Genomic DNA, 19,809 nt, shown 5'->3' on the forward strand with positions numbered 1-19,809 from the left:
CTTGCATTTCTAAAATTCTTTTCTAAAGTTTCGATTCCCTAAAAATCTTACCAATATACAAATAGCACCGATTACAACTGCTATCCCTATACTGTATAAAAGTACTTTACCATACCCACCTATTCTTGGATCTAAAAACGGATATGGATACCAATTCACGATTGGGCCACGTATTAAGCTATATACAACGTAAAAACACGGGAATAAGAGCCAACTTGCAGATTGTTTCCAAGTGATTTTCTTAATAGGTGGATTTAAAATCCAATCTAAAAGCATTGCAATCGGCATGATATAATGTAGCACAGTATTTACCCATGGTATTGCCGTTTGAAGTGACTCTTCTAACCCTCTTAGTAACAAAAAATAAACGAGTCCTGTCGTAAGTATGTATACCGTTGCCGCACCACGAAGTATACTAAACTGTTCTGAGCGACCAAATGTAGCTGTTCCGATACTGCTTAAAAGGAGAATACATGCAACTAAAATGTTACTTTCGATAGTAAAGAAACTAAAAAAGTTAACTGGATTGAACGGTTTCACTTGTGCCCTGATTATGAATTGCGTAATAATGGCGCTACATACTAGAAGACTTAAACAGAATCTAAATAAAGATAAAATTTTTTCATCCTTCATACATTCCCTCCTTTTCTTATATATAATTAGAAATTCCCTGTACATGCTCAATAAATAGTTTTAATGGAACGAGCCCACGTTTTGGCATATGACTACTTATAATAGCTACTACTTCTAACTGAGGAATGATAACGATGTATTGTCCGCCGTATCCCATAGCGAAATATATACAATACGGTATGTGAAATCTTTCGGTATGTAATACCCACCAGTGATATCCATATGCGCCGACATGTTCATATGTTTCAAAATGCGCCCTACTTGACTCTTCTAACCATTTCGCTGATACAATTTCTTTTTCATTCCAATATCCATTTTGCAAACATAATTTTCCTAATTTTAATAAATCGGTAGATTTCATTTTCATACCGAAGCCGCCGACATATATACCCTGCGGATCTTGTTGCCACTCGTATTCGTTAATTTCTAATGGATTAAATAAATATTTCTTTGCAAACCGCTCTGTCGACATTCCAGTAGCTTCTTGAATAATATAGCTCAGTAAATGAGAAGAACCTGAATTATAATTCATTTTTGTAGCAGGTTCTTCAATTATTGGCTTTTCTAATATGTACTGTACCCAGTTCTCTGATTCTACAAAGTCATTTGGGAATACTACTCCATTCCCAAACTCTTTCCAGTCCTCACCAGTAGTCATTGTTAATAAGTGATATAGTGTTAAATTATGTTTTCCCCTAGGTACATTTTCAATCCACTCTGTGATCGGTGTATGTATATCATTTATATAGCCCTTATCAACTGCAATACCAATTAATAAAGATACGATACTTTTTGTAATCGAATTTATTTTATATAAGTTATTTGCACATTCGGGTGTTTTATAATACTCAGTTGTTAATTGTCCTTTTTGATAAACAAGAAATGTATTCACTTTTTTCTTTTCGAATTTATTTTCTAGTTGCTTGAAATCCAAAACTTTACCTCCATTTAAATAGTTAATCCATTTATTATATCTTGTTCCTTCATTTTAAACATAATTGTGCTCAAATAAAAATAAACCTGTCAGCCATAATGAACTGACAGGTTTATTTTTATAATTTCGTACGAACATTCCAAAGCTCTGGGAAGAATTGTTGATCAAGTACTCGCTTTAAATAAGAAACACCGGAGGATCCACCTGTACCCATTTTATGTCCAATAATTCTTTCTACTGTTTTCATATGACGGAAACGCCATTGTTGTAGCCAGTCTTCAATATCAATCAATTTTTCAGCAAGCTGATATAAGTTCCAATATTTTTTCACATCCGCATACACTTCTAACCATGCTGCTTCTACTGTTGCATCTTCTTCATAAGGCTGCGTAATATCACGGTTTAACACATCTTTATGAATAAGGAATCCTTCTTTTACTAATGCTTGAATCGCGACATCATATAGACTTGGTGCATGTAGCGCTTTATGAAGTCGTGCATGTAATTCTGGATCCTTTTCATAAATTTTTAATGCATGTGGCGTTTTATAGCCAAGTGCATACTCAATCATACGATATTGATACGATTGAAAACCTGAAGCTTGACCGAGTGAATCACGAAACTCAATATATTCTGATGGTGTTAATGTCGCAAGAATATCCCAAGATTGAATAATTTGAGACTGAATTTTTGATACACGTGCTAACATTTTAAAAGCTGGTTGTAATTTATCTTGTTTAATAGATTCAATCGCCGCATTTAGCTCATGTAAAATGAGCTTCATCCAAAGCTCACTTGCTTGGTGAATAACGATAAATAACATTTCATCATGATGGTCTGATAATCTTTTTTGAGAAGATAGTAAACTATCTAATTGTAAATATTCCCCATACGTCATATTCTCTTTAAAATCCGTATGAATCCCTTTTTCCATAATTACTTTTTCATTTTCTTTCATATTAGCCAAACGCCCCTTTTATATGATTCTACTTATATTGGTCTAATAACGGCTCGAACTGGACTTCCATCTGCATCAGTTAATGCAAGTGGTAATGCAATCAATTCATAATCACCGTCTGCTACATGATCTAGTACGACATTTTCTAAAATATGAATTCCATGTTTAAATAATTGATGATGCGCTGCTAATTCTTTATCATCTAGCGGATCAACTGATGGTACATCTACTCCGATTAAACGAATACCTTTCTCCGAAAGAAAAGGTGCTATGTCTGCACGTAAATGAGGGATCACATCTGGAAATTCTTCAGCTTTTCCATGTGAAGATGTACGTAATAATAATCGTTCTACACCTTCTAAATGAAAGCTTTCTAATTCCTTTTCCCCGATGCTTTCAAGATTAGAAACGTCAATAATCCGTGCTGGGCCAACATAAACTTGAACATCTAAATCCAATACTTTCTTTCCATCATTATCAAAATGAAATGGTGCATCAATATGAGTGCCTGTATGAATACTCATCGTTAACTTTCCAACATTTACCGAGCCACTTTCTTCTTTTGACCATGAAACTTCATATGAGAACGGTGTGTCTCCTGGCCACGTTGCAATATCATTATTTAGCGGTTGTGAAATATCAATCCACTCTGATGTTTTCATGCTTATGCCACAACCTCTCGCTTATTTTCAAACTGTTTATACTCTTCTTCTTTCATAATTTTCTTTAATATTTGTACAGATTTCCACACTTCTTCATATGTGTTATATAAAGCGACCGGCGCCAGTCTTACTCCATTAGGTGCTCGGAAATCAGGGATAACTCCATTTGCTTTTAGCGCTTTACAAATACGTGCTGCTTCTGCATGTTCTAAATATATGTGCCCGCCACGTTTTTCATCCTCTAATGGATTTCCAATTGTAAATCCGAAATCTTTTAATTCGTGATCAATTAAATTCAGCATATATCTTGTAATATGTAAAGATTTTTCGCGTAAACGTTCAATACCAGCATCTTTAAACATTTCAAGAGAACCAATTAAAGGTGCTGTACTTAATACGTGCGGTGTACCAATTTGATAAGCACCTGCATGATCGGCAGCTGTTAATGTATGCTCCATATCAAACTGCTTATCTTTTCTAGAACTAAACCATCCAGACAACCCTGGCAGTCTATTAAAATGTTTACTATTTACATAAATTCCTGCAACGCCACCCGGTCCTGCATTTAAATATTTATAATTGCACCAAACAGCAAAATCGACATCCCAATCTTTGAAATGATGCGGAATAGATCCTATTGAATGGCATAAATCAAATCCAATATGAATACCGCGTTTATGAGCTTCCGTTGTTAAACGTTTCATATCAAGAATTTGACCACTTCTATATAAAACAGAAGGTAATAAAATTAAAGCGATATCATCTTCCATCGCATGGATAATATCTTCTTCAGAAAGTGTTCTACCATCTCTGCTTTTCACTCTTACTAAATGTTCATCTGGATCTAATCCTTTTAAACGAATTTGACTTTGAAGTGCATATATATCTGACGGGAATGTTAATTCATCCGCAAGAATTTTTGTACGTATTCCTTTCGGCTCATAAAATGTGGCAATCACTTGGTGTATATTTGTCGTCGTGGAACCGGTTACAATAGTTTCTTCTGGTAAAGCTCCAATAAGAGGTGCAGTCAACTCACCTAATTTCTCCGAGAGGAAAAACCACGGATGCTCACCCTCTGTCCAGCCGTCAATGCCATACTCTTTCCATGAATCTAGCAAAGTAAGTAACGATTTCTCTGCTCTTTTTGAAAGTAGTCCTAATGAGTTTCCATCTAAATATATCGTTCCTTCTTTTTTATAGAATTCAGTTTGAAAATCTTTCAGTTCATCATGTTTATCACATTCAAGCGCATATTCATAATTCGGTTGAAATGGTTCTTTATACATGGTGTCACCTTCTCTTAATTTTCTTTTTATTCTAACTAATTGAAATATATCACCTCAATTGATACGACGTCAATGATATTATGTCAGTTGACTTTATATATGAATTTCTTTTACAATACAGTTATATTTTCAGATATTTCAGTGTAAAGAGGTGATTCTTTGAAAAACAGTACCCTTTCATCAAGAAAACACCGCTCCTTAGAAACCAAGAAGAAACTATTACACTCTGGTTACACTATTTTTATACGTAACGGATTTCAAAAAACGACAATTACACAAATTATTAAACATGCAGAAACCGGATATGGTACAGCATATGTATACTTTAAAAACAAAGATAATCTCCTTATCGTTTTAATGGAAGATGTTATGAATCAATTTTATGATATTACCAAGCGCTCCTTTTTGCCTCAAACGAAGGAAGAAGCACATAAAATGATTCAAAATCAAGTTAGAGCATTTCTACAACTAGCAAAGAAAGAACGAGCTATTTTACAAGTTGTAGAAGAAGCAATCGGATTATCAAAAGAGATACGTCAAAACTGGGACGAGATACGGGAACGCTTCATAAACAATATTACGCAGGATATTACATACTCTCAAGAAAGTGGATTAGCACAGCCTGAATTAAATAAAGAAATTGTAGCACGTGCTTGGTTCGCAATGAATGAGATGTTTCTTTGGACGATTGTGAAAAATGATAAAAAATTAGAGTTAGAAGAGATAATACATACATTGACGGAAATGTATACGACGGGGTTATATAAATAGCACACCTGTAATAAATACGGTGTGCTATTTTACATTTATAAAAATATTTTATCTGGGTATGGCAATGCTAAAAGGGGCTTTTCAGATAAAGGGAAATATTTTAGTTTTAACGATTCGTCATCTATCGATCTTAACTCGCCACTAGTAACTTCACACTCAAACACAACAACAATATATTCTACTTCATCACCATTCGGATATATATGGCGGTACTTTTCTCCTCCAAATACTCCTTTTTGTTTTTTTACTTGTACTTCCAATCCTGTTTCTTCCCAAACTTCCCGAATTACTGCTTCTTCTGGAGTTTCCCCAAGTTCAATTGCTCCAGCTGGCAAACTCCAGTATTCCCCGCCAGGATATTGAAACAAAATATCTCCCTGCCCATTTTTTATAACAGCAGCTACACTTGGCATGAATATTAGTTCATGTCCTAATTGCTCACGGATTTTTTTATAATATAGCGACATAGACATAAAATTCTCCCCCACTTCATTAGTAAATACCTTTATTTCCTGACATCTATTGTATAATAATACCAATAACAATTCCTATATAGAAAGGACAAGAAAATGTCTCAAGAACAACTAGTAAATAGTTTTCTATCATTTTTAGGTGCTACAAAACAGCATACTAGCTTAAAGTTTTTAAATGAACTTATTAAAGCTCATCAAGAAAAAGTAAAGTGGGAAACTCTTACTAAAATAATTGACTGGAAAAAGGTAATAAAACAGGTCATTTTTTTCCTTCCATTGAGACATACATATACCGTATTTTCCAAGGTAAGAAAAGAGAACATAACCTTACCTCTTCTGAACTTACTTATTGGATAACAAAGAGATTTTGTATTGATAAAGAAATATAAAAAAGAGCTTTTAAGATTTCCAATGAAAAATCTTAAAATAATAAAAACGTTACTCAATCCTTTGAGTAACGTTTTCCTCTTAATATTTCTTTAATATTAATTTTCTTTATTATAAGCAGTTTCTACACATTCTGCTAGACGCTCCATTTGTTCCATAGTTATACCTCGTGATATCCAGCCTGTTAACTTATACATAATTTTATAATAAAAATTACTAGGTTCATATTCTGAAATTACTGTTAGTGCTGTACCTTCCTCATCTTCTTCTAACATATAAGTCATTGCTGAATATCCTTGCTTCATTTCACTACCAAGTGAAATAATATGCGGTGCATCGTATTCAAGGATTTCTACTTCAGCCTCGAATATTTTCTTACCGACTTTTTGAACAGTAATATATTTATCTCCTACACGTGGATTCTCTTTATCCATATTTGAAGGATAGCGATTTTCTATTATAAACGTATTCCATTCTTTTATTTTTTCATCTTCTATTATGTAGTCACATACAACATCCAATGGTGCTTTTATTACTATTTCAATTGCAAAACTCATTATACTGCCCCTCTCAAATACCCTATCCATTTCTATTTTAACTAAATCATTATGCCATATTTTATATAGTGAAATACAAGTAGAATTTCAACTTTTTATTGTGAGGGGGATTCAATAAATAATCATTTTTTATTAATTTAAAAACTTATTCATATAAAATATTTTATTAAAGATACAACAATTAAAAACAAAGCCACGAGTAGTAAAGCAATTCCTATACTTCTATTTTCTTTTCGGTTATTTTTTAAATTTTGCACACCTAAGCTAACTAACATAAACCCTAAAAGCGTTTGTAAAATTAGCATACTCAGTTCCGAAGTATCATTCCAACTATAAATGGAATACCCCATTATAATAATTGCAAGTAAAACAGTTACGATCCTATTCATACGCAAACCCTCCCTTTTTAAAAAGAAACCGCTAAGTTTTCTTAGCGATTTTATTAACAATTTATATTTAGTAAATGTGCTTTTCATGAATTTGATATAAGTCAAAAGAATTTCCTGTCCAATATAACTACGCATGTTAGCCCACTTTTTCTTTATTCAGTCTACTTACAATTCCAACAATAAATTTATATTCAACCCTTCTCTTCTTATCTTTCTTAAAACCCTCTTTCGTATCAAAAATAAAACAAGTTTTCCGAAACCAAATACGTACGTATAATGACTCAAAATAAATAGGTTTTATAATACCTCGTTCTTCAAATTCAGTCCCATCTTTATTTTCAGTTTCCGTTCGAACAAACCACCTATTCCCGATTCCAATTTCAATGTACTTCACACACTAACCTCCATTAGGAAATTTCCCTTCTAACAATTCTATTATTTCCCCGGTAAGCGCACATTCCGACAGAACATGAGCCCACAAAGAAAAAGTAGATTACAAAAATCTACTTTATAACTTATATTTTTGCATTCGCTTATAAAATGTACTACGGGGTACATTTAATAGTTTTGCAGCTAACGAAACATTTCCATTTGTCTTTTGTAATGCTTCAATCATGCTATCACGCTGTATTTTTTCACGAAAATGTAATGTATGTTCTGTTTTATTTTCAACTTGTAACTCAAGTTGTTGTTGATTTCCCCTCATTGTTTGTAACAAAAAAACTACTTGTTTTTCGCATATTTCCCGTCCTTGCGACAAAATGTAAATGCGTTCTAATACATTTACTAGTTCCCGAATATTTCCGGGCCATGTATGTTGTAAAAATTGATTGTATATACTCTTTGGAAATACAACATTCCAATTCTTCCGTTCGCAAAAGTGTTGTATAAAATATGGGATATCCTCTTTTCTTTCTATTAACGATGGAACATATAACGGATAAACGTGCAAACGATAATATAAATCTTGACGGAATTTCCCTTCTTCTACTAACCGTAGTAAATCTTTATGTGTGGCAGTAATAATACGAATATTTACTGGTACCGATTTTGAACTCCCAATTGGAGTTATTGTGCGTTCTTGTAAAACACGCAATAATGCTACTTGCATCTCTGGTGGTACTTCACCAATTTCATCTAAAAATAATGTTCCTCCGTTTGCTTGTTCAAATTTCCCTTTATATCCTTGACGTCGCGCACCTGTAAATGCACCTTCAGCATAACCGAACAATTCACTTTCCATTAATTCTTTAGGCAAAGAACCGCAGTTAACAGCTATAAAGGGCCCGTCTTTTCTTGGACTATTTTCATGAATCGCTCTCGCAACATATTCCTTTCCTACTCCTGTCTCACCACATACATACACACTAGCATCAGTCGGTGAAACAAGCTTAATTTCTTCTAGTGTGTGTTGAAATGCTCTGCTTGTCCCGGTAACTCCTGAAAAAGTAATCCCTTTTATAAATGTGAGAGCAGAATATGTATTCATTTGTTTATTTTCCTTTAAATACATACATTTCCCAATCATTCTTTCATTACTATATACTGGTATCTCTAATTTAGTTTCCAATCCATGGTGCATTAACTCTTCAAGTTTCATTCTTGACCAATTATTTATTCGTTCACGAACGCTCTTACTCGCAGAAACGATAACATCACGATGATTACAAATAACTACTTGTTCATCACTATCAATGACATCTAAAAAACGATGGATTAAGTGTAATTCATTTTGATGAACTCTTATGCTACATTCACGTTCTATTGCATGTGCCATTGAAGTTACCATACCGAGCATATATGGATGCGAAAATTCAATTGGACATGAGAAATTTAGAACACCAATTAATTTCCCGTCATCGTTATGAATGGGAGCGGCCGCACAACTCCAGCTATGAGATACCACGGAGTAATGTTCAGTACCACTTATCATAATAGCTTCTTCAATTTCTAGCGCTGTTCCAATTGCATTTGTGCCAACAGCTGCTTCCGTCCATTTTACACCTTCAATAAAATTAATATGTTTCGCTCGCTTTAACGTTTGTTTATTTCCACTTAACGATAGAACATAACCATCTGGATCGATTAATAATGCCATCATTTGTAGTTCATCAATGGTTTTTCTCATATTTTGTATTTGAGGTAATGCTATATCAAGGAAAATTTCACTCTTTTTCTTTTGTTCTTGAAAAAAAACAGAAGACAAAATTTTCTGACCTTTACTCATATGAGGATTCACATTTGCTTGTTTACATCGGTACCATGATTCTGAAATTCTTTCGTTTATACGGTTCGAATCAAGGACTCCTTCATCAATAAACTTTTTCCATGTATGTAAGTAAAACGGTGAAGCTAACATTGTATCATCTCCCTTTTAATTGTTTTGGAGATTTATAAAACATACTTTTATTATAAAACTGAATAAAAGCGTTTTCAATAAAACTAGCAAGACGACACAAATATGTTAATAATTTGAATATCCTAATGCATTTCTTTATTCTTTTTTAGTAGCACTATATTTTGTATAATGGACGCAAAGAAAATACATAACCAAAACCACTTTTGTGGATTACCATTTATAAAGAAAACAATCACGGCTATCGCAAATAAAATAGTGGATGCTAAACTAAAATATAATTTTGTTCTAATTTCTATTATCCCTCACCCCTCTGTTACTTTACAGTACATACTAACTCTTCATTTTTCATCTCTACTATGTACTCCTGTAAAACATATTCTTTCCCGCCATGGTTTTCATACCATTCATGTATTCTTTTAATATGCCTCTCGTCACTTCTAATTTTCGATTCTATTTCTTTATACTGTTCATAACTATCATATTCCCATATGGCAAATACTTCATACGTACCATTCTTATTATCTTTCATCCAGCGTCCTATTAGCCTAGAACCATGCTTTAACTGATTAGGTAAGTTTGTGTGATTGAAATGATCATTAAATACTTCTATGAATTCATTTTTCACTACATAGTACTTCCTTCTGTAAAACATACTTCTTCACCTCTTTCATGAAAAGTATTAGTAAATCTTCCCATCACTACCGTATTATAATACTTTCCATCCGATAGTCTTTTGTCATTTTTCAAAATGCCTTCTACTTCAAAACCTAATTTTTTATAAAGATGAATAGCTTTCTCGTTTGTCTCTAATACTTGTAAAGATATTTTATTTACTGCATTTTCGTCAGCCCATTTAATAGATTGTTGTAATAGGCTCTTCCCCATTCTATATCCCCAAAACTCTTTTAAAATGCAAACACCAAACTCCACTTTATGAGATAATCTCTTAAAATTTGATCCTTCACACCTTGAAAATCCAACGATTCGATTGTGCACTTCTGCAACTAAAAAGAGATTCTTCGTTTCTTCACTATCTGTTTTTATTATTTTTTGAAACCCTAGGTCATCTATAAATCCCTCTCCAGCATCTCTATCCATATTTTCAGTTTCTCCATCAATCTGAACTCTAATTTTTGATAACTGCTCAGCATCTTTCTCAGCTGCAGAACGAATTGTATAAGTTAATCCATTTATATGAAACTCTTGCTCTTTTACAATCATGTCAAACTCCTTTCAAATCAATATAATGGCGCTATTACAACTTGTTTACCTTGTTTCTCAAAGTCCTGAACAGTTTCTTTACTCGCCTGTTCGTCAGTTATAATAATGTCAATTTCTTTTAAAGACTCTCCTCTTATAAAACAATCTATTCCAAGTTTATTATGCGGAGCTAAACAAATATTTCTTCTAGCAATTTCACTTACTCTTTTACTAAAATAAGCAACTTCAGGTGTTGCAGTACTAATACCTTGTAATGAAATGCCTCCACCTGTAGAGAAATAAAGATCAATAGAAAATCTACTTATCAATTCAGAGGCAAGTGTATCAGTAATATTCCCTGAAGGTTTTACTTTTCCGCCAATTAAATACGTATCAATATTCTTATATTCTCGTAGATAACCAGCTATTTCTATAGAATTCGTAATAACCGTAAATGATACTTCCGGTAAATATTTCAGCATCGCATTATGAGTGGAAGCCCCGCCAATAAAAATTGAATCACCTTCTTGTATATAAGATACCGCAACTCTTGCAATTGTGTCCTCATATATTGAGCTATCACTATAACGTTTAGCTGGTTCCGCGGCTAAATTTCTCACTCGCGTAAGTTCAATTGCACCTCCGTGCGTTCTTTTTAATAAACCATCCTTTTCCATAATAGACAAATCTCTTCTTATAGAATCAATAGACATATCAAATCTTTCCGCAAGATCCTTTGCGATTACTCTTCCATCTGTATTAAGTAGTTCTAAAATTTTCTCTCGACGCTCTTCAGTAAACATGTTATCACCACCGTTATTGAAGATTCAGAAACTTAAACTTTATTTTAATTATATGCATGCCTCTTCTGTTTTACAATATTTTCAATTCTTATTTATTCCGTTTTATACAGTCTTCTCCCTCTTTCTATCCTGTTAACTTGACAACCAAATAAATGTATATCTGTATATTACGCAAAAATACTTCCATTCACCTTCCTATTGATGTAAAATTATTCCTATATTTTACTTTTTAACACAGAAAGGGATTACTATGAAATCATTAATCAAAACGACATGTACAGCATTATTATTTACTGGAATATTGACAGGATGTAATAGCAATACTACATCAAAACAAGAAAAGAGCGCTCTCGAAAAGAATGCAATGCACTATGGAGAAATAGTTAAAAACGAATACTATAGAGCGACAGTTGAAAATGCAAAGTTTGAAAAAATAGACAAAGAGCGGCGCCTTACTACTCGTGTTATGATTAATAATGTTCGGGACGATGGACAAACTATTGATCTTTCGGAAATAAAATATTTCATACAAGATGAAAAAACTGGTCAGAAATATGAAGGTGAAGCTCATCCGATAGATGACGAGCACTATAAAAATGTTCCACACGAATTCTCTTTAACTACTGACGTTGTGTTTGAACTGAAAACTTCACCAAAAGATTTAAATAATATGTATTTATACATAGATAGCAAAGCTGCGCCGTTAACAGATACATATTGGAAGCTTGATAATTTAGTATCTAAATAGAAAGACCAGTCTTACATGACTGGTCTTTTTACATTCATACATTTACCTTTCATTAACACTTATATTCATTTTCTAATAACAACTTGAATAACATCAGCTAAACCAGTGTGCCCTTTCCCTTCAACTCGCTCTTGTTCTCCATTAAAGAAATGAATTACCTTATGTTCTTCACACCAAGTAAGAATATCAATTGGATCATACAGCATATCAACATCTTTTGGTCCACCAGTACTATAGTTTATTTGTTTTTTTGAGTAAACCTCAAACATAATTAAACCACCAGGCTTTATCGTTTGTATCATTTTACCTAATATCATTTTTTTATAATCATCATGAAAATGTCCAAATACCATAATTGCTGCATCATATTCATTTTCTGGCAAACTATCAGCTAATAAATCTACTTTTTTTGTATGCACGTTTACATTATGCTTCTCTGCCAATTTTTTTGTCTTCTCTAATCCATCTTCCGAATAATCAATAGCTGTTACTTCGTTCCCTTGTCTTGCTAGAAATACAGCATTTCTACCTTCTCCCTCCGCGAAAGCTATTACTTTATTGTGATTTGCTAAACGAAATGCTTGTTCTTTAATAAATGTATTAGGTTCTTCCCCGTAAAAATATTCATCTGATTTATATCGATCATTCCAAAATTTAGTCATCATCTTCTCTCCTTCTTCATATCATTTTCTAACTACAATTAAAGATATCAAAGAGTCTTTTTATCCTTAATTAATTTAAAAATAAAAGCAGATTAAAAATCCACTTTTATTTTTTTCGCAAGATCTACGATTTTTTGATTTCGTAACTCTTCTTCCATTTTCTCTTCTGCTGCAAGCATTACTTCATTAATTAAACATCCAGGTTTGTCATGTAAACAACATTCAAACAATGATGTTTTACCTTCAATTGCATGTATAATATCTAAAAATGAAATATCTTCCCAATTCTTACTAAGCGAGTAACCGCCCTTTGGACCAGATGATGAATGTATCATCCCTTCCTTCGTCAACTTAGTTAGTATTTTAGACAAGTACGTTGGTGAAACATTTTGCATTTCTGCTAATTGGTGAACACTAACTAACTTATTTGGTGTAGCCTTTGCCAGAAAAAGTATTGTATGAAGAGCATAATTTGTAGCTTTAGAATATTTCATAGTACAGCCCCTATTGTAGACTTCATGTCTCTACAATAACTTTATTTTTTTATTATGTCAAACGTTTGTAATGCTCCATAAAAAGTTATTTCTTCACAAGTAATGCATCTGCCGCGCAAATCGTCACTTCTCTAAATGGACAGTCAAATAAAACACCTAGTTCAAAACCATCTTCAGTAAGAGCTATTTCATGATATAACCACCAAGCATCTTCAAAGTTTTCCGGCATAGAACACTTTGTTACTCCTATAAAGTGAAACTTTAATCAGCGGGGGTTTTGTTCATCCCCCACTGATTATTAGCTCTAACCAATCGGGCTTTACGGGCAGTTGATCCCCACCTAACTTCTTTGTTTTCGCTGCATTTTGAGGTGGGTGTCTTACTGCCCGTTAATGCGGGATAAAGGTTACTTCAAGTTTATCAAATTCACTAAAAGTACCACTGCAATCTAATATGATAGACAAAGTATCTTCTGACTTTCTCTTTACTACTTTAATTACACTATCGTGTAGTGATGTCTTGTGTAACTGAGCGACATTTGACGGAAGTTTTTTCTCAATGGAATTAAAATATTCTACGTATAATTGATCTAATTGTGCCACTCTTTTCTCATAATCTGCTGTCCACTTTTGCATACGTTTTTTCAGTTCACCTGATGGGTATTTTGAATTAGTTGTGATGTTTTGTATAATTGAGTATATCGATTCAGGAAGGAATTTTAATAAATCTATTTTCCTTTTCTCCATTTCCTCCTTTAAACTTTCTATATCCATTTCCGACCATTCTTTTATAGAATCTATAAAACTTACAAATTCTAAAACTTGCATTTCTTTATACCAATCTCTTGTAAAATATTTCAATGACACCTCTCCTAAAACATCTTTACATCCAGTAAAAACAATATATCCACTTATTGTATCATTCCAATAACCATTCTTTCTAAAGAAAAAATGTAAAACTATAAATATTCCGCCTATTATTTCTAAAACTTCAGAATATTTACAAAAGTATAAAATTAGAATACATTTTAGCTGTACAAGATTCACCTGTACAAAAATTCAAACAAAAAGGGATGGTTATATGTTGAAGAAATTAGTAGCAGGGACATTAGTAGCGGGTTTTGCACTAACTGGAGGACTAGGTGCGGTAAGTGCTGAAGAAAAAAGTAACACAATTAAGTCATTTGATTATTTAAAAGTGGATGAACAAAATGTTAATTCATTTGCAAAATTAAGTGATCAGGATAAGAAAGATATCCAAATTACTATGGTATTACCAGAGCAAAATGAAAATGGAGATTGGCTAGCTTATGGTTTTACTAGCCGTGAAACATTAGATGCGTATATTGAAAAGGATAAAAAAGCAATTAAAAATAAAATTAATCCTTTAGGTAGCGGTGCTGGTAGTACTGATTTTTATGAACATAAAGATAAAGGTGGCCAATATATTTACTGGAGTAGCGGCTTTAAAAACTTACCATCTAGCTGGAATGACAGAATTTCTTCTGTAAGTACAGCGTCACCTTCTGCAAGTTATTCAACGACACTTTGGGAGCACACTTCAACACAAGGATATGGAAAAGGCGTTTTATTTAAACATGCTGATTGGTACGGTAAAACTGCTAATTTAGCTGCTGATTGGAACGATATTACTTCAGCGATTGAAATTAAATAGTAATAAGGTATTATTAAAAGTCAAACCACTATTCTCTTATTTATTTAGAGAATAGTGGTTTATTATATTTCCCTCTAAGCATGTACAGCATGTCCTACCGCTTGCATTAACGCTTCATGAATCGCCTCAGATAAAGTTGGATGTGCTGCAATATAATCTCTCATTATATCAGCGGTAACTTCTGTATGAATCATTGCGGTTCCTTGACCAATAAGTTCAGTTGCATAAGGACCGATAATAGAAATCCCTACAATTTCTTGGTATTTAGGTTCCACAATGACTTTTACTTTCCCTACTTGTTCTCCTAAAATAAGAGCTTTTCCGTTCGCTGTAAAAGGAAATTCTCCGATGAGAATATCACCATATTGTTCTCTTGCACCTTTTTCACTTAACCCGACACTAGCTATTTCTGGAGCTGTGTATATACATCGAGGCACAGCGTGATAATTTACTTTCACGTCTTCTCCACTTGCGTGTAATGCTGCTTTCGTTCCTTCATGGAAGGCAACGTGAGCAAGCTGAATTCCACCGATCACATCACCAGCTGCGTAAATATGTGATACGTTCGTTTGCATATGTTCGTTCACAGCAATCCCTTTATTTGAAAACTGAACCCCTGCTTTTTCTAAATCTAATTGTTGTACACGTGGTTTTCGGCCGACAGAAATGAGAACATATTCCGGGTTAGCTTCTTGGATACTACCTTCATATTCAAATGAAGCTTGCTTCTTATAATTATTTAATCCTTTTAAAGCAGCTCCTGTAAATATTTCTACGCCATCACTTTCTAATTTCTCTCTTAAAATATGTGCGATATCTTCATCTTCACCTGGTAATAATTGCGGTGCCATTTCAACAATCGTAACTTTTGTCCCAAGGCGACTATAAATACTTGCAAACTCACATCCTATTACACCACCGCCAACGATTAACAATGAAGATGGTACACCCTTAAGAGACATCGCATGGCTACTATTTAAAATCCATTGTCCATCAAACGGAGCGAATGGTAATTCTGTAGGTTCGGAACCAGCTGCGATAATAAAGCTCTCTCCATCAACTACTTCTTCTTTATTTCCTTGTACAACTCGCACACGATGATCCGTTTCGAATTTCGCTTTTCCTTTTACAACTTTAATTTTATTTTTCTTCATTAAATATTGTATTCCTTGGACGAGTTGCATTACGATTTGTGATTTCCTCGCCTGTATTTGATCCCAATCAATTGATATACTTCCTGTATTAAGCGTAACCCCATAATCATTCGCTTTTCTCACAATGTCATGTACTTCAGCACTTTCTAACAGTGATTTCGTCGGCATACACCCAACATTTAAACACGTTCCGCCAAGGTCAGCTTCATCAATAAGAGTGACCTCTTTTCCATTTTGAGCCGCGGTAATTGCCGCTACATATCCAGCTGGTCCGCCTCCAATTACAACTAGTTTACTCATTCTCTCACCTCCTCTTTATAAAAGAATTGTTATAGGTTCTTCTAAATAATGTTTAATTGTGCGTAAAAATGCTGCTGCTGGTGCACCGTCTAGTACACGATGATCGAATGTTAAACTTAAAGGTAACATACTACCTTTTTTAATTTTTTTCCCTTTATATACAGGAACATGTTCAATTGCGCCAATACCTAAAATACCAGTCTCAGGTGTATTTAATACAGGTGTGAAATATTCAATACCAAAGCTACCTAAATTACTAATTGTAAATGTCGTTCCATGCATATCATCACTACTTAAGCTACCTGCTCGTGCCTTTTGTGCCATATCCTTAATCTCTTTAGACAACTCTACTAAAGATAAATTATTTGCAAAGCGAATAGCTGGAACGACTAATCCTTTTTCTAATGCGACTGCCATGCCTAAATGCACAGGTTCAAATTGATGAATGGCATCATCTATATAAGCACTGTTCATTTCTTTATGCTCTCTAAGTGCTAATACAACAGCACGAGAAACGAAATCCGTAATGGTTAGTTTGTTTTCGTATCGTTTTTGCACAACTTCCGCTATGTCTTTATGTAATGCAACTAAATCTGTAACATCTACTTTCATCGTTAACGTTAATTGCGCACTATTTTGTAAGCTTGCATGCATACGACTCGCAATTGCTTTTCTCATACCAGTAACAGGAACGACTGTACTTTCTTCTTGTTCAGGTACTTCTGGATTTGCTACTCTTTCTTCTAGCGCCTTTAATACATCTGCCTTTGTAATCCTTCCGCCAGGACCTGTACCAACTAATGCCTTGATATCCAGATTTTCAGACTTTGCAATTTTCTTCGCTACAGGTGAAATTTTAATTCTTTGCTTCGCTACTTCTTTCCCATTTGGTTCTTGATTTTGTACTTCTATATTAGATGTTTTTTCTTCTACCACATGTGTGCTTTCCTGCATTTCTACTTTTTCATTTGGTTTACCGATGTAGCAAATTACAGTACCAGGCGGCACTCCTTCATCTTCACTTACAGCTATATCAAGTACCGTACCATCAGCTGGCGCTTCAATTTCCGTTTCAATTTTTTCTGAATTAATACTAGCAATTAGTTCTCCTTTTGCTACATTATCGCCTGCTTTAATATTCCAGCTCGTAATAATACCTTCTTTCATCGCCATACCTAACTTCGGCATTACAACTTCTACAGCCATGTGTCTCTCTCCCTTCTCATCGTTTTATTACACATGTAATAAAGATTGGTCTCCAATCATTTCTGATACAGTTTCAATTACTTTTTCTGGCGTTGGCAAATACAACTTTTCAAGTGGTGGTGAGAACGGAACAGGTGTATGTGGTGCTGTAATTCGTTTAATAGGTGCATCTAACAAATCAAAACCTTTATCCGCTACAATTGCCGCAATATCTGTTGCGATACTACATCTTGGATTCGCTTCGTCAATAACGATAAGACGATTTGTTTTTTCAACAGATGATAAAATAGTATCTTCATCAAGCGGTGATAAAGATCGTGGATCAATTACTTCTACTTCAAGCCCCTTTTTCGATAATTGCTTTGCAGCTGCAAGTGCTGTATGAACTTGTTTTCCGATTGCGACAATTGTTACATCAGAACCTTCTCGTTTAATATCTGCTTTTCCTAAAGAAATTGTATAATACCCTTCCGGCACTTCACCTTTCATATTGTAAAGTGTTTTATCTTCAAAGAAGATTACCGGGTCGTCATCTTCAATTGCCGCTAATAATAAGCCTTTTGCGTCATATAGAGTAGAAGGAACGACAACTTTTATACCTGGAATGCTCGTAAATAAGGCATACAAACTTTGTGAATGTTGTGCAGCTGCGCTAAAACCTGCACCGTGCATCGTACGTACCGTAACTGGCACTTTCGCTTTACCACCAAACATATAGCGGAATTTTGCACCTTGGTTTAATACTTGATCAAGACAACTACCGATAAAATCATTAAACATTAATTCAGCTATCGGACGTAACCCAGTTGCAGCAGCTGCCATCGCAGCTCCCATATAACCCGCTTCAGAAATTGGTGTATCCAATATACGATTTCGGCCAAACTCTTGTACAAGTCCTTTCGTAACACCAAGAACACCACCCCAAGCTTCATCATCTTGCAGATGATCAACTTGTGCACCGCCTGCAACGTCTTCACCTATTAAAATTACATTTTCATCACGACGCATTGAGATTTTCATTGCTTCATTAATTGCAGTTGACATACTTACTGTTCTAGTCATATTTTTTCACCCTCCTCTTATTTGTAAGAAACGTATACATCTTTTAATAATTCTTCATCGTCTGGGTATGGACTATTTTCACTAAATTCAATGGATCTTTGTACTGCATCATCTACTGCTTTTTCCATATCAACAAGTTCAGATTCCGTTAATAAACCTTCATGAATTAAATGCTTACGGAAATTCACAATCGCATCTTTTTCATTTAAATGTTCTTCTTTTTCTTCTGATGTTTTATATGTTTGCGCTTCACCTTCAAAATGACCGTAATTACGATATGTCATACATTCAATAATTGTTGGACCATCACCATTACGCGCACGTTCCACTGCTTCTGCAGCAGCTTTATATACAGCTAGAAGATCTTTTCCATCTACTTGAACACCTGGAATATTATAAGCTTTTGCACGATCCGCAATAGAATCACAACTTGAAGCATATTCAAATGTAGTTGCTTCACCGTAACCGTTATTTTCTGCAATAAAAATAACTGGTAACTTCCAAATCGCCGCTAAATTAACCCCTTCATGGAATGTTCCTTCATTATTTGCTCCGTCACCGAAGAAACAAACACTTACATCTTTTGTTCCTTTATATTTAGCTGTCAATGCTGAACCGCAAGCAAGTGGGAACCCCCCGCCTACAATGCCATTAGCACCAAGCATTCCTTTATCTAAATCCGCAATATGCATGGAACCGCCTTTACCTTTACATAATCCTGTCGCTTTCCCGAAAAGTTCAGCCATCATACCATTTAAATCACAACCTTTTGCGATACAATGTCCATGACCTCTATGTGTACTTGTAATACTGTCACTATCCGTTAAGTGGGCACATACACCAACTGCTACCGCTTCTTCACCTGCGTATAAATGAACGAAACCTGGCAAAACGCCTTGCGCGAACAATTCATGCACCTTATCTTCAAACTTACGAATCTCTAACATTTTTTCGTACATCCAACAAGCTTGTTCTTTCGTAATTTCATTCTCTTTACTTTCAGTTGTTTTTAACATATCCAGCCCTCCTATTTTCTTGATCATCTTTTATATTGCAAGTACCGTGCCAAATTCTAATCCTTGATTTAATAGGTT

22 protein-coding genes and 3 pseudogenes are annotated in these 19,809 nt (G+C 34.2%); 4 read left to right on the forward strand and 21 right to left on the reverse strand.

The features are described 5' to 3' along the window. Positions 1–9: 9 nt before the first annotated feature. The 5 genes from MKY21_RS13755 to kynU form a co-directional block, all read right to left on the reverse strand. Positions 10–633 carry a Pr6Pr family membrane protein gene (locus MKY21_RS13755; protein WP_000650949.1) on the reverse strand — a complete coding sequence of 208 codons (624 nt, stop codon included), beginning with the start codon at positions 631–633 and terminating at the stop codon, positions 10–12. Positions 634–649: 16 nt separating this feature from the next. After that, positions 650–1,567, reverse strand: coding sequence for a serine hydrolase domain-containing protein (locus tag MKY21_RS13760; RefSeq protein WP_000346264.1), 918 nt, complete (start codon positions 1,565–1,567; stop codon positions 650–652). 118 nt (positions 1,568–1,685) lie between these two features. Beyond that, positions 1,686–2,525 carry a tryptophan 2,3-dioxygenase gene (gene kynA, locus MKY21_RS13765; RefSeq protein ID WP_000661953.1) on the reverse strand — a complete coding sequence of 280 codons (840 nt, stop codon included), beginning with the start codon at positions 2,523–2,525 and terminating at the stop codon, positions 1,686–1,688. A 32-nt stretch (positions 2,526–2,557) separates the two neighbouring features. Further along, on the reverse strand, positions 2,558–3,187 hold the full coding sequence (gene kynB, locus MKY21_RS13770; RefSeq protein WP_000858060.1) for an arylformamidase: 630 nt from the start codon (positions 3,185–3,187) through the stop codon (positions 2,558–2,560). A 2-nt stretch (positions 3,188–3,189) separates the two neighbouring features. Beyond that, positions 3,190–4,476 carry a kynureninase gene (gene kynU, locus MKY21_RS13775; RefSeq protein ID WP_000276259.1) on the reverse strand — a complete coding sequence of 429 codons (1,287 nt, stop codon included), beginning with the start codon at positions 4,474–4,476 and terminating at the stop codon, positions 3,190–3,192. Between the two features lie 159 nt (positions 4,477–4,635). Here kynU and MKY21_RS13780 point away from each other — a divergent pair, with 159 nt between their 5' ends. Then, positions 4,636–5,247 (forward strand): TetR/AcrR family transcriptional regulator, encoded by a 612-nt coding sequence (locus MKY21_RS13780; protein WP_000798556.1) that lies wholly within the window; start codon positions 4,636–4,638, stop codon positions 5,245–5,247. Positions 5,248–5,282: 35 nt separating this feature from the next. Here the strand turns inward: MKY21_RS13780 and MKY21_RS13785 are convergent, their stop codons facing one another. After that, complete coding sequence (locus tag MKY21_RS13785; RefSeq protein WP_000062930.1) at positions 5,283–5,720, reverse strand: NUDIX domain-containing protein; 438 nt, start codon at positions 5,718–5,720, stop codon at positions 5,283–5,285. A 96-nt stretch (positions 5,721–5,816) separates the two neighbouring features. Between MKY21_RS13785 and MKY21_RS31190 the strand changes: the two are divergent. Beyond that, positions 5,817–6,019, forward strand: a pseudogene (locus MKY21_RS31190) (hypothetical protein); the annotation flags it as partial. 186 nt (positions 6,020–6,205) lie between these two features. Here the strand turns inward: MKY21_RS31190 and MKY21_RS13795 are convergent. The 7 genes from MKY21_RS13795 to MKY21_RS13825 all read right to left on the reverse strand — a co-directional run bounded on the left by MKY21_RS13795 (position 6,206) and on the right by MKY21_RS13825 (position 11,415). Next, a complete protein-coding gene (locus MKY21_RS13795; RefSeq protein WP_000006409.1) occupies positions 6,206–6,664 on the reverse strand; it encodes an SRPBCC family protein in 459 nt (152 codons plus the stop codon). 149 nt (positions 6,665–6,813) lie between these two features. Beyond that, a complete protein-coding gene (locus MKY21_RS13800; RefSeq protein ID WP_001080076.1) occupies positions 6,814–7,053 on the reverse strand; it encodes a DUF3953 domain-containing protein in 240 nt (79 codons plus the stop codon). A gap of 136 nt (positions 7,054–7,189) precedes the next feature. Further along, positions 7,190–7,447 (reverse strand): DUF3977 family protein, encoded by a 258-nt coding sequence (locus MKY21_RS13805; RefSeq protein WP_000873842.1) that lies wholly within the window; start codon positions 7,445–7,447, stop codon positions 7,190–7,192. A gap of 114 nt (positions 7,448–7,561) precedes the next feature. Further along, on the reverse strand, positions 7,562–9,412 hold the full coding sequence (locus tag MKY21_RS13810) for a sigma-54-dependent Fis family transcriptional regulator (protein WP_000881383.1): 1,851 nt from the start codon (positions 9,410–9,412) through the stop codon (positions 7,562–7,564). 313 nt (positions 9,413–9,725) lie between these two features. Then, on the reverse strand, positions 9,726–10,064 hold the full coding sequence (locus MKY21_RS13815) for an NIPSNAP family protein (RefSeq protein ID WP_000499985.1): 339 nt from the start codon (positions 10,062–10,064) through the stop codon (positions 9,726–9,728). Continuing rightward, entirely contained in the window at positions 10,037–10,633 is a 597-nt protein-coding gene (locus MKY21_RS13820) for a GNAT family N-acetyltransferase (RefSeq protein ID WP_000635675.1), read from the reverse strand. The genes MKY21_RS13815 and MKY21_RS13820 overlap by 28 nt, the downstream gene beginning before the upstream one ends. A 17-nt stretch (positions 10,634–10,650) precedes the next feature. Beyond that, complete coding sequence (locus MKY21_RS13825; protein WP_000493640.1) at positions 10,651–11,415, reverse strand: DeoR/GlpR family DNA-binding transcription regulator; 765 nt, start codon at positions 11,413–11,415, stop codon at positions 10,651–10,653. A gap of 250 nt (positions 11,416–11,665) precedes the next feature. On the opposite strand from MKY21_RS13825, the gene MKY21_RS13830 reads away from it, so the two are divergent. After that, positions 11,666–12,163: a hypothetical protein gene (locus MKY21_RS13830; protein WP_000838469.1), complete on the forward strand. Its 498-nt coding sequence runs from the start codon at positions 11,666–11,668 to the stop codon at positions 12,161–12,163. A 65-nt stretch (positions 12,164–12,228) separates the two neighbouring features. On the opposite strand, the gene MKY21_RS13835 is transcribed toward MKY21_RS13830, so the two are convergent. The 4 genes and pseudogenes from MKY21_RS13835 to MKY21_RS13850 all read right to left on the reverse strand — a co-directional run. Further along, entirely contained in the window at positions 12,229–12,828 is a 600-nt protein-coding gene (locus MKY21_RS13835) for a class I SAM-dependent methyltransferase (protein WP_001999933.1), read from the reverse strand. Positions 12,829–12,917: 89 nt separating this feature from the next. Then, the gene (locus MKY21_RS13840; RefSeq protein WP_000877642.1) at positions 12,918–13,319 is read right to left on the reverse strand and encodes an Rrf2 family transcriptional regulator; all 402 of its coding nucleotides are present in this window, start codon (positions 13,317–13,319) and stop codon (positions 12,918–12,920) included. A gap of 85 nt (positions 13,320–13,404) precedes the next feature. Next, a pseudogene (locus MKY21_RS13845) lies at positions 13,405–13,572 on the reverse strand (DUF4085 family protein); the annotation flags it as partial. Between the two features lie 151 nt (positions 13,573–13,723). Further along, positions 13,724–14,179: pseudogene (locus MKY21_RS13850) on the reverse strand (DUF4085 family protein); the annotation flags it as partial. A 220-nt stretch (positions 14,180–14,399) separates the two neighbouring features. Here MKY21_RS13850 and MKY21_RS13855 point away from each other — a divergent pair. Further along, entirely contained in the window at positions 14,400–14,993 is a 594-nt protein-coding gene (locus MKY21_RS13855) for a hypothetical protein (RefSeq protein ID WP_000914434.1), read from the forward strand. A gap of 74 nt (positions 14,994–15,067) precedes the next feature. Here the strand turns inward: MKY21_RS13855 and lpdA are convergent, their stop codons facing one another. The 4 genes from lpdA to acoA are packed head-to-tail and all read right to left on the reverse strand — an operon-like array spanning position 15,068 to position 19,731. Beyond that, entirely contained in the window at positions 15,068–16,447 is a 1,380-nt protein-coding gene (lpdA, locus tag MKY21_RS13860) for a dihydrolipoyl dehydrogenase (RefSeq protein ID WP_341076555.1), read from the reverse strand. 15 nt (positions 16,448–16,462) lie between these two features. Beyond that, complete coding sequence (locus MKY21_RS13865; protein WP_000257769.1) at positions 16,463–17,653, reverse strand: dihydrolipoamide acetyltransferase family protein; 1,191 nt, start codon at positions 17,651–17,653, stop codon at positions 16,463–16,465. A gap of 27 nt (positions 17,654–17,680) precedes the next feature. Then, positions 17,681–18,715, reverse strand: a complete 1,035-nt coding sequence (gene acoB, locus MKY21_RS13870) for an acetoin:2,6-dichlorophenolindophenol oxidoreductase subunit beta (RefSeq protein ID WP_341076557.1) — start codon at positions 18,713–18,715, stop codon at positions 17,681–17,683. A gap of 17 nt (positions 18,716–18,732) precedes the next feature. Further along, the gene (acoA, locus tag MKY21_RS13875) at positions 18,733–19,731 is read right to left on the reverse strand and encodes an acetoin:2,6-dichlorophenolindophenol oxidoreductase subunit alpha (RefSeq protein ID WP_000921259.1); all 999 of its coding nucleotides are present in this window, start codon (positions 19,729–19,731) and stop codon (positions 18,733–18,735) included. Between the last annotated feature and the right edge of the window lie 78 nt (positions 19,732–19,809).

The organism is Bacillus sp. FSL R9-9497, from assembly GCF_038005805.1.
Classification (GTDB): Bacteria; Bacillota; Bacilli; order Bacillales; family Bacillaceae_G; genus Bacillus_A; species Bacillus_A cereus.

Bases quoted from the DNA above. Each gene is read 5' to 3' on its own strand.
- MKY21_RS13755 (WP_000650949.1), bottom strand. From the start codon at position 633: ATGAAGGATGAAAAAATTTTATCTTTATTTAGATTCTGTTTAAGTCTT.
- kynA (WP_000661953.1), bottom strand. From the start codon at position 2,525: ATGAAAGAAAATGAAAAAGTAATTATGGAAAAAGGGATTCATACGGAT.
- kynB (WP_000858060.1), bottom strand. From the start codon at position 3,187: ATGAAAACATCAGAGTGGATTGATATTTCACAACCGCTAAATAATGAT.
- kynU (WP_000276259.1), bottom strand. From the start codon at position 4,476: ATGTATAAAGAACCATTTCAACCGAATTATGAATATGCGCTTGAATGT.
- MKY21_RS13785 (WP_000062930.1), bottom strand. From the start codon at position 5,720: ATGTCTATGTCGCTATATTATAAAAAAATCCGTGAGCAATTAGGACAT.
- MKY21_RS13795 (WP_000006409.1), bottom strand. From the start codon at position 6,664: ATGAGTTTTGCAATTGAAATAGTAATAAAAGCACCATTGGATGTTGTA.
- MKY21_RS13800 (WP_001080076.1), bottom strand. From the start codon at position 7,053: ATGAATAGGATCGTAACTGTTTTACTTGCAATTATTATAATGGGGTAT.
- MKY21_RS13810 (WP_000881383.1), bottom strand. From the start codon at position 9,412: ATGTTAGCTTCACCGTTTTACTTACATACATGGAAAAAGTTTATTGAT.
- MKY21_RS13815 (WP_000499985.1), bottom strand. From the start codon at position 10,064: ATGTTTTACAGAAGGAAGTACTATGTAGTGAAAAATGAATTCATAGAA.
- MKY21_RS13820 (WP_000635675.1), bottom strand. From the start codon at position 10,633: ATGATTGTAAAAGAGCAAGAGTTTCATATAAATGGATTAACTTATACA.
- MKY21_RS13825 (WP_000493640.1), bottom strand. From the start codon at position 11,415: ATGTTTACTGAAGAGCGTCGAGAGAAAATTTTAGAACTACTTAATACA.
- MKY21_RS13830 (WP_000838469.1), top strand. From the start codon at position 11,666: ATGAAATCATTAATCAAAACGACATGTACAGCATTATTATTTACTGGA.
- MKY21_RS13835 (WP_001999933.1), bottom strand. From the start codon at position 12,828: ATGATGACTAAATTTTGGAATGATCGATATAAATCAGATGAATATTTT.
- MKY21_RS13840 (WP_000877642.1), bottom strand. From the start codon at position 13,319: ATGAAATATTCTAAAGCTACAAATTATGCTCTTCATACAATACTTTTT.
- MKY21_RS13855 (WP_000914434.1), top strand. From the start codon at position 14,400: ATGTTGAAGAAATTAGTAGCAGGGACATTAGTAGCGGGTTTTGCACTA.
- lpdA (WP_341076555.1), bottom strand. From the start codon at position 16,447: ATGAGTAAACTAGTTGTAATTGGAGGCGGACCAGCTGGATATGTAGCG.
- MKY21_RS13865 (WP_000257769.1), bottom strand. From the start codon at position 17,653: ATGGCTGTAGAAGTTGTAATGCCGAAGTTAGGTATGGCGATGAAAGAA.
- acoB (WP_341076557.1), bottom strand. From the start codon at position 18,715: ATGACTAGAACAGTAAGTATGTCAACTGCAATTAATGAAGCAATGAAA.
- acoA (WP_000921259.1), bottom strand. From the start codon at position 19,731: ATGTTAAAAACAACTGAAAGTAAAGAGAATGAAATTACGAAAGAACAA.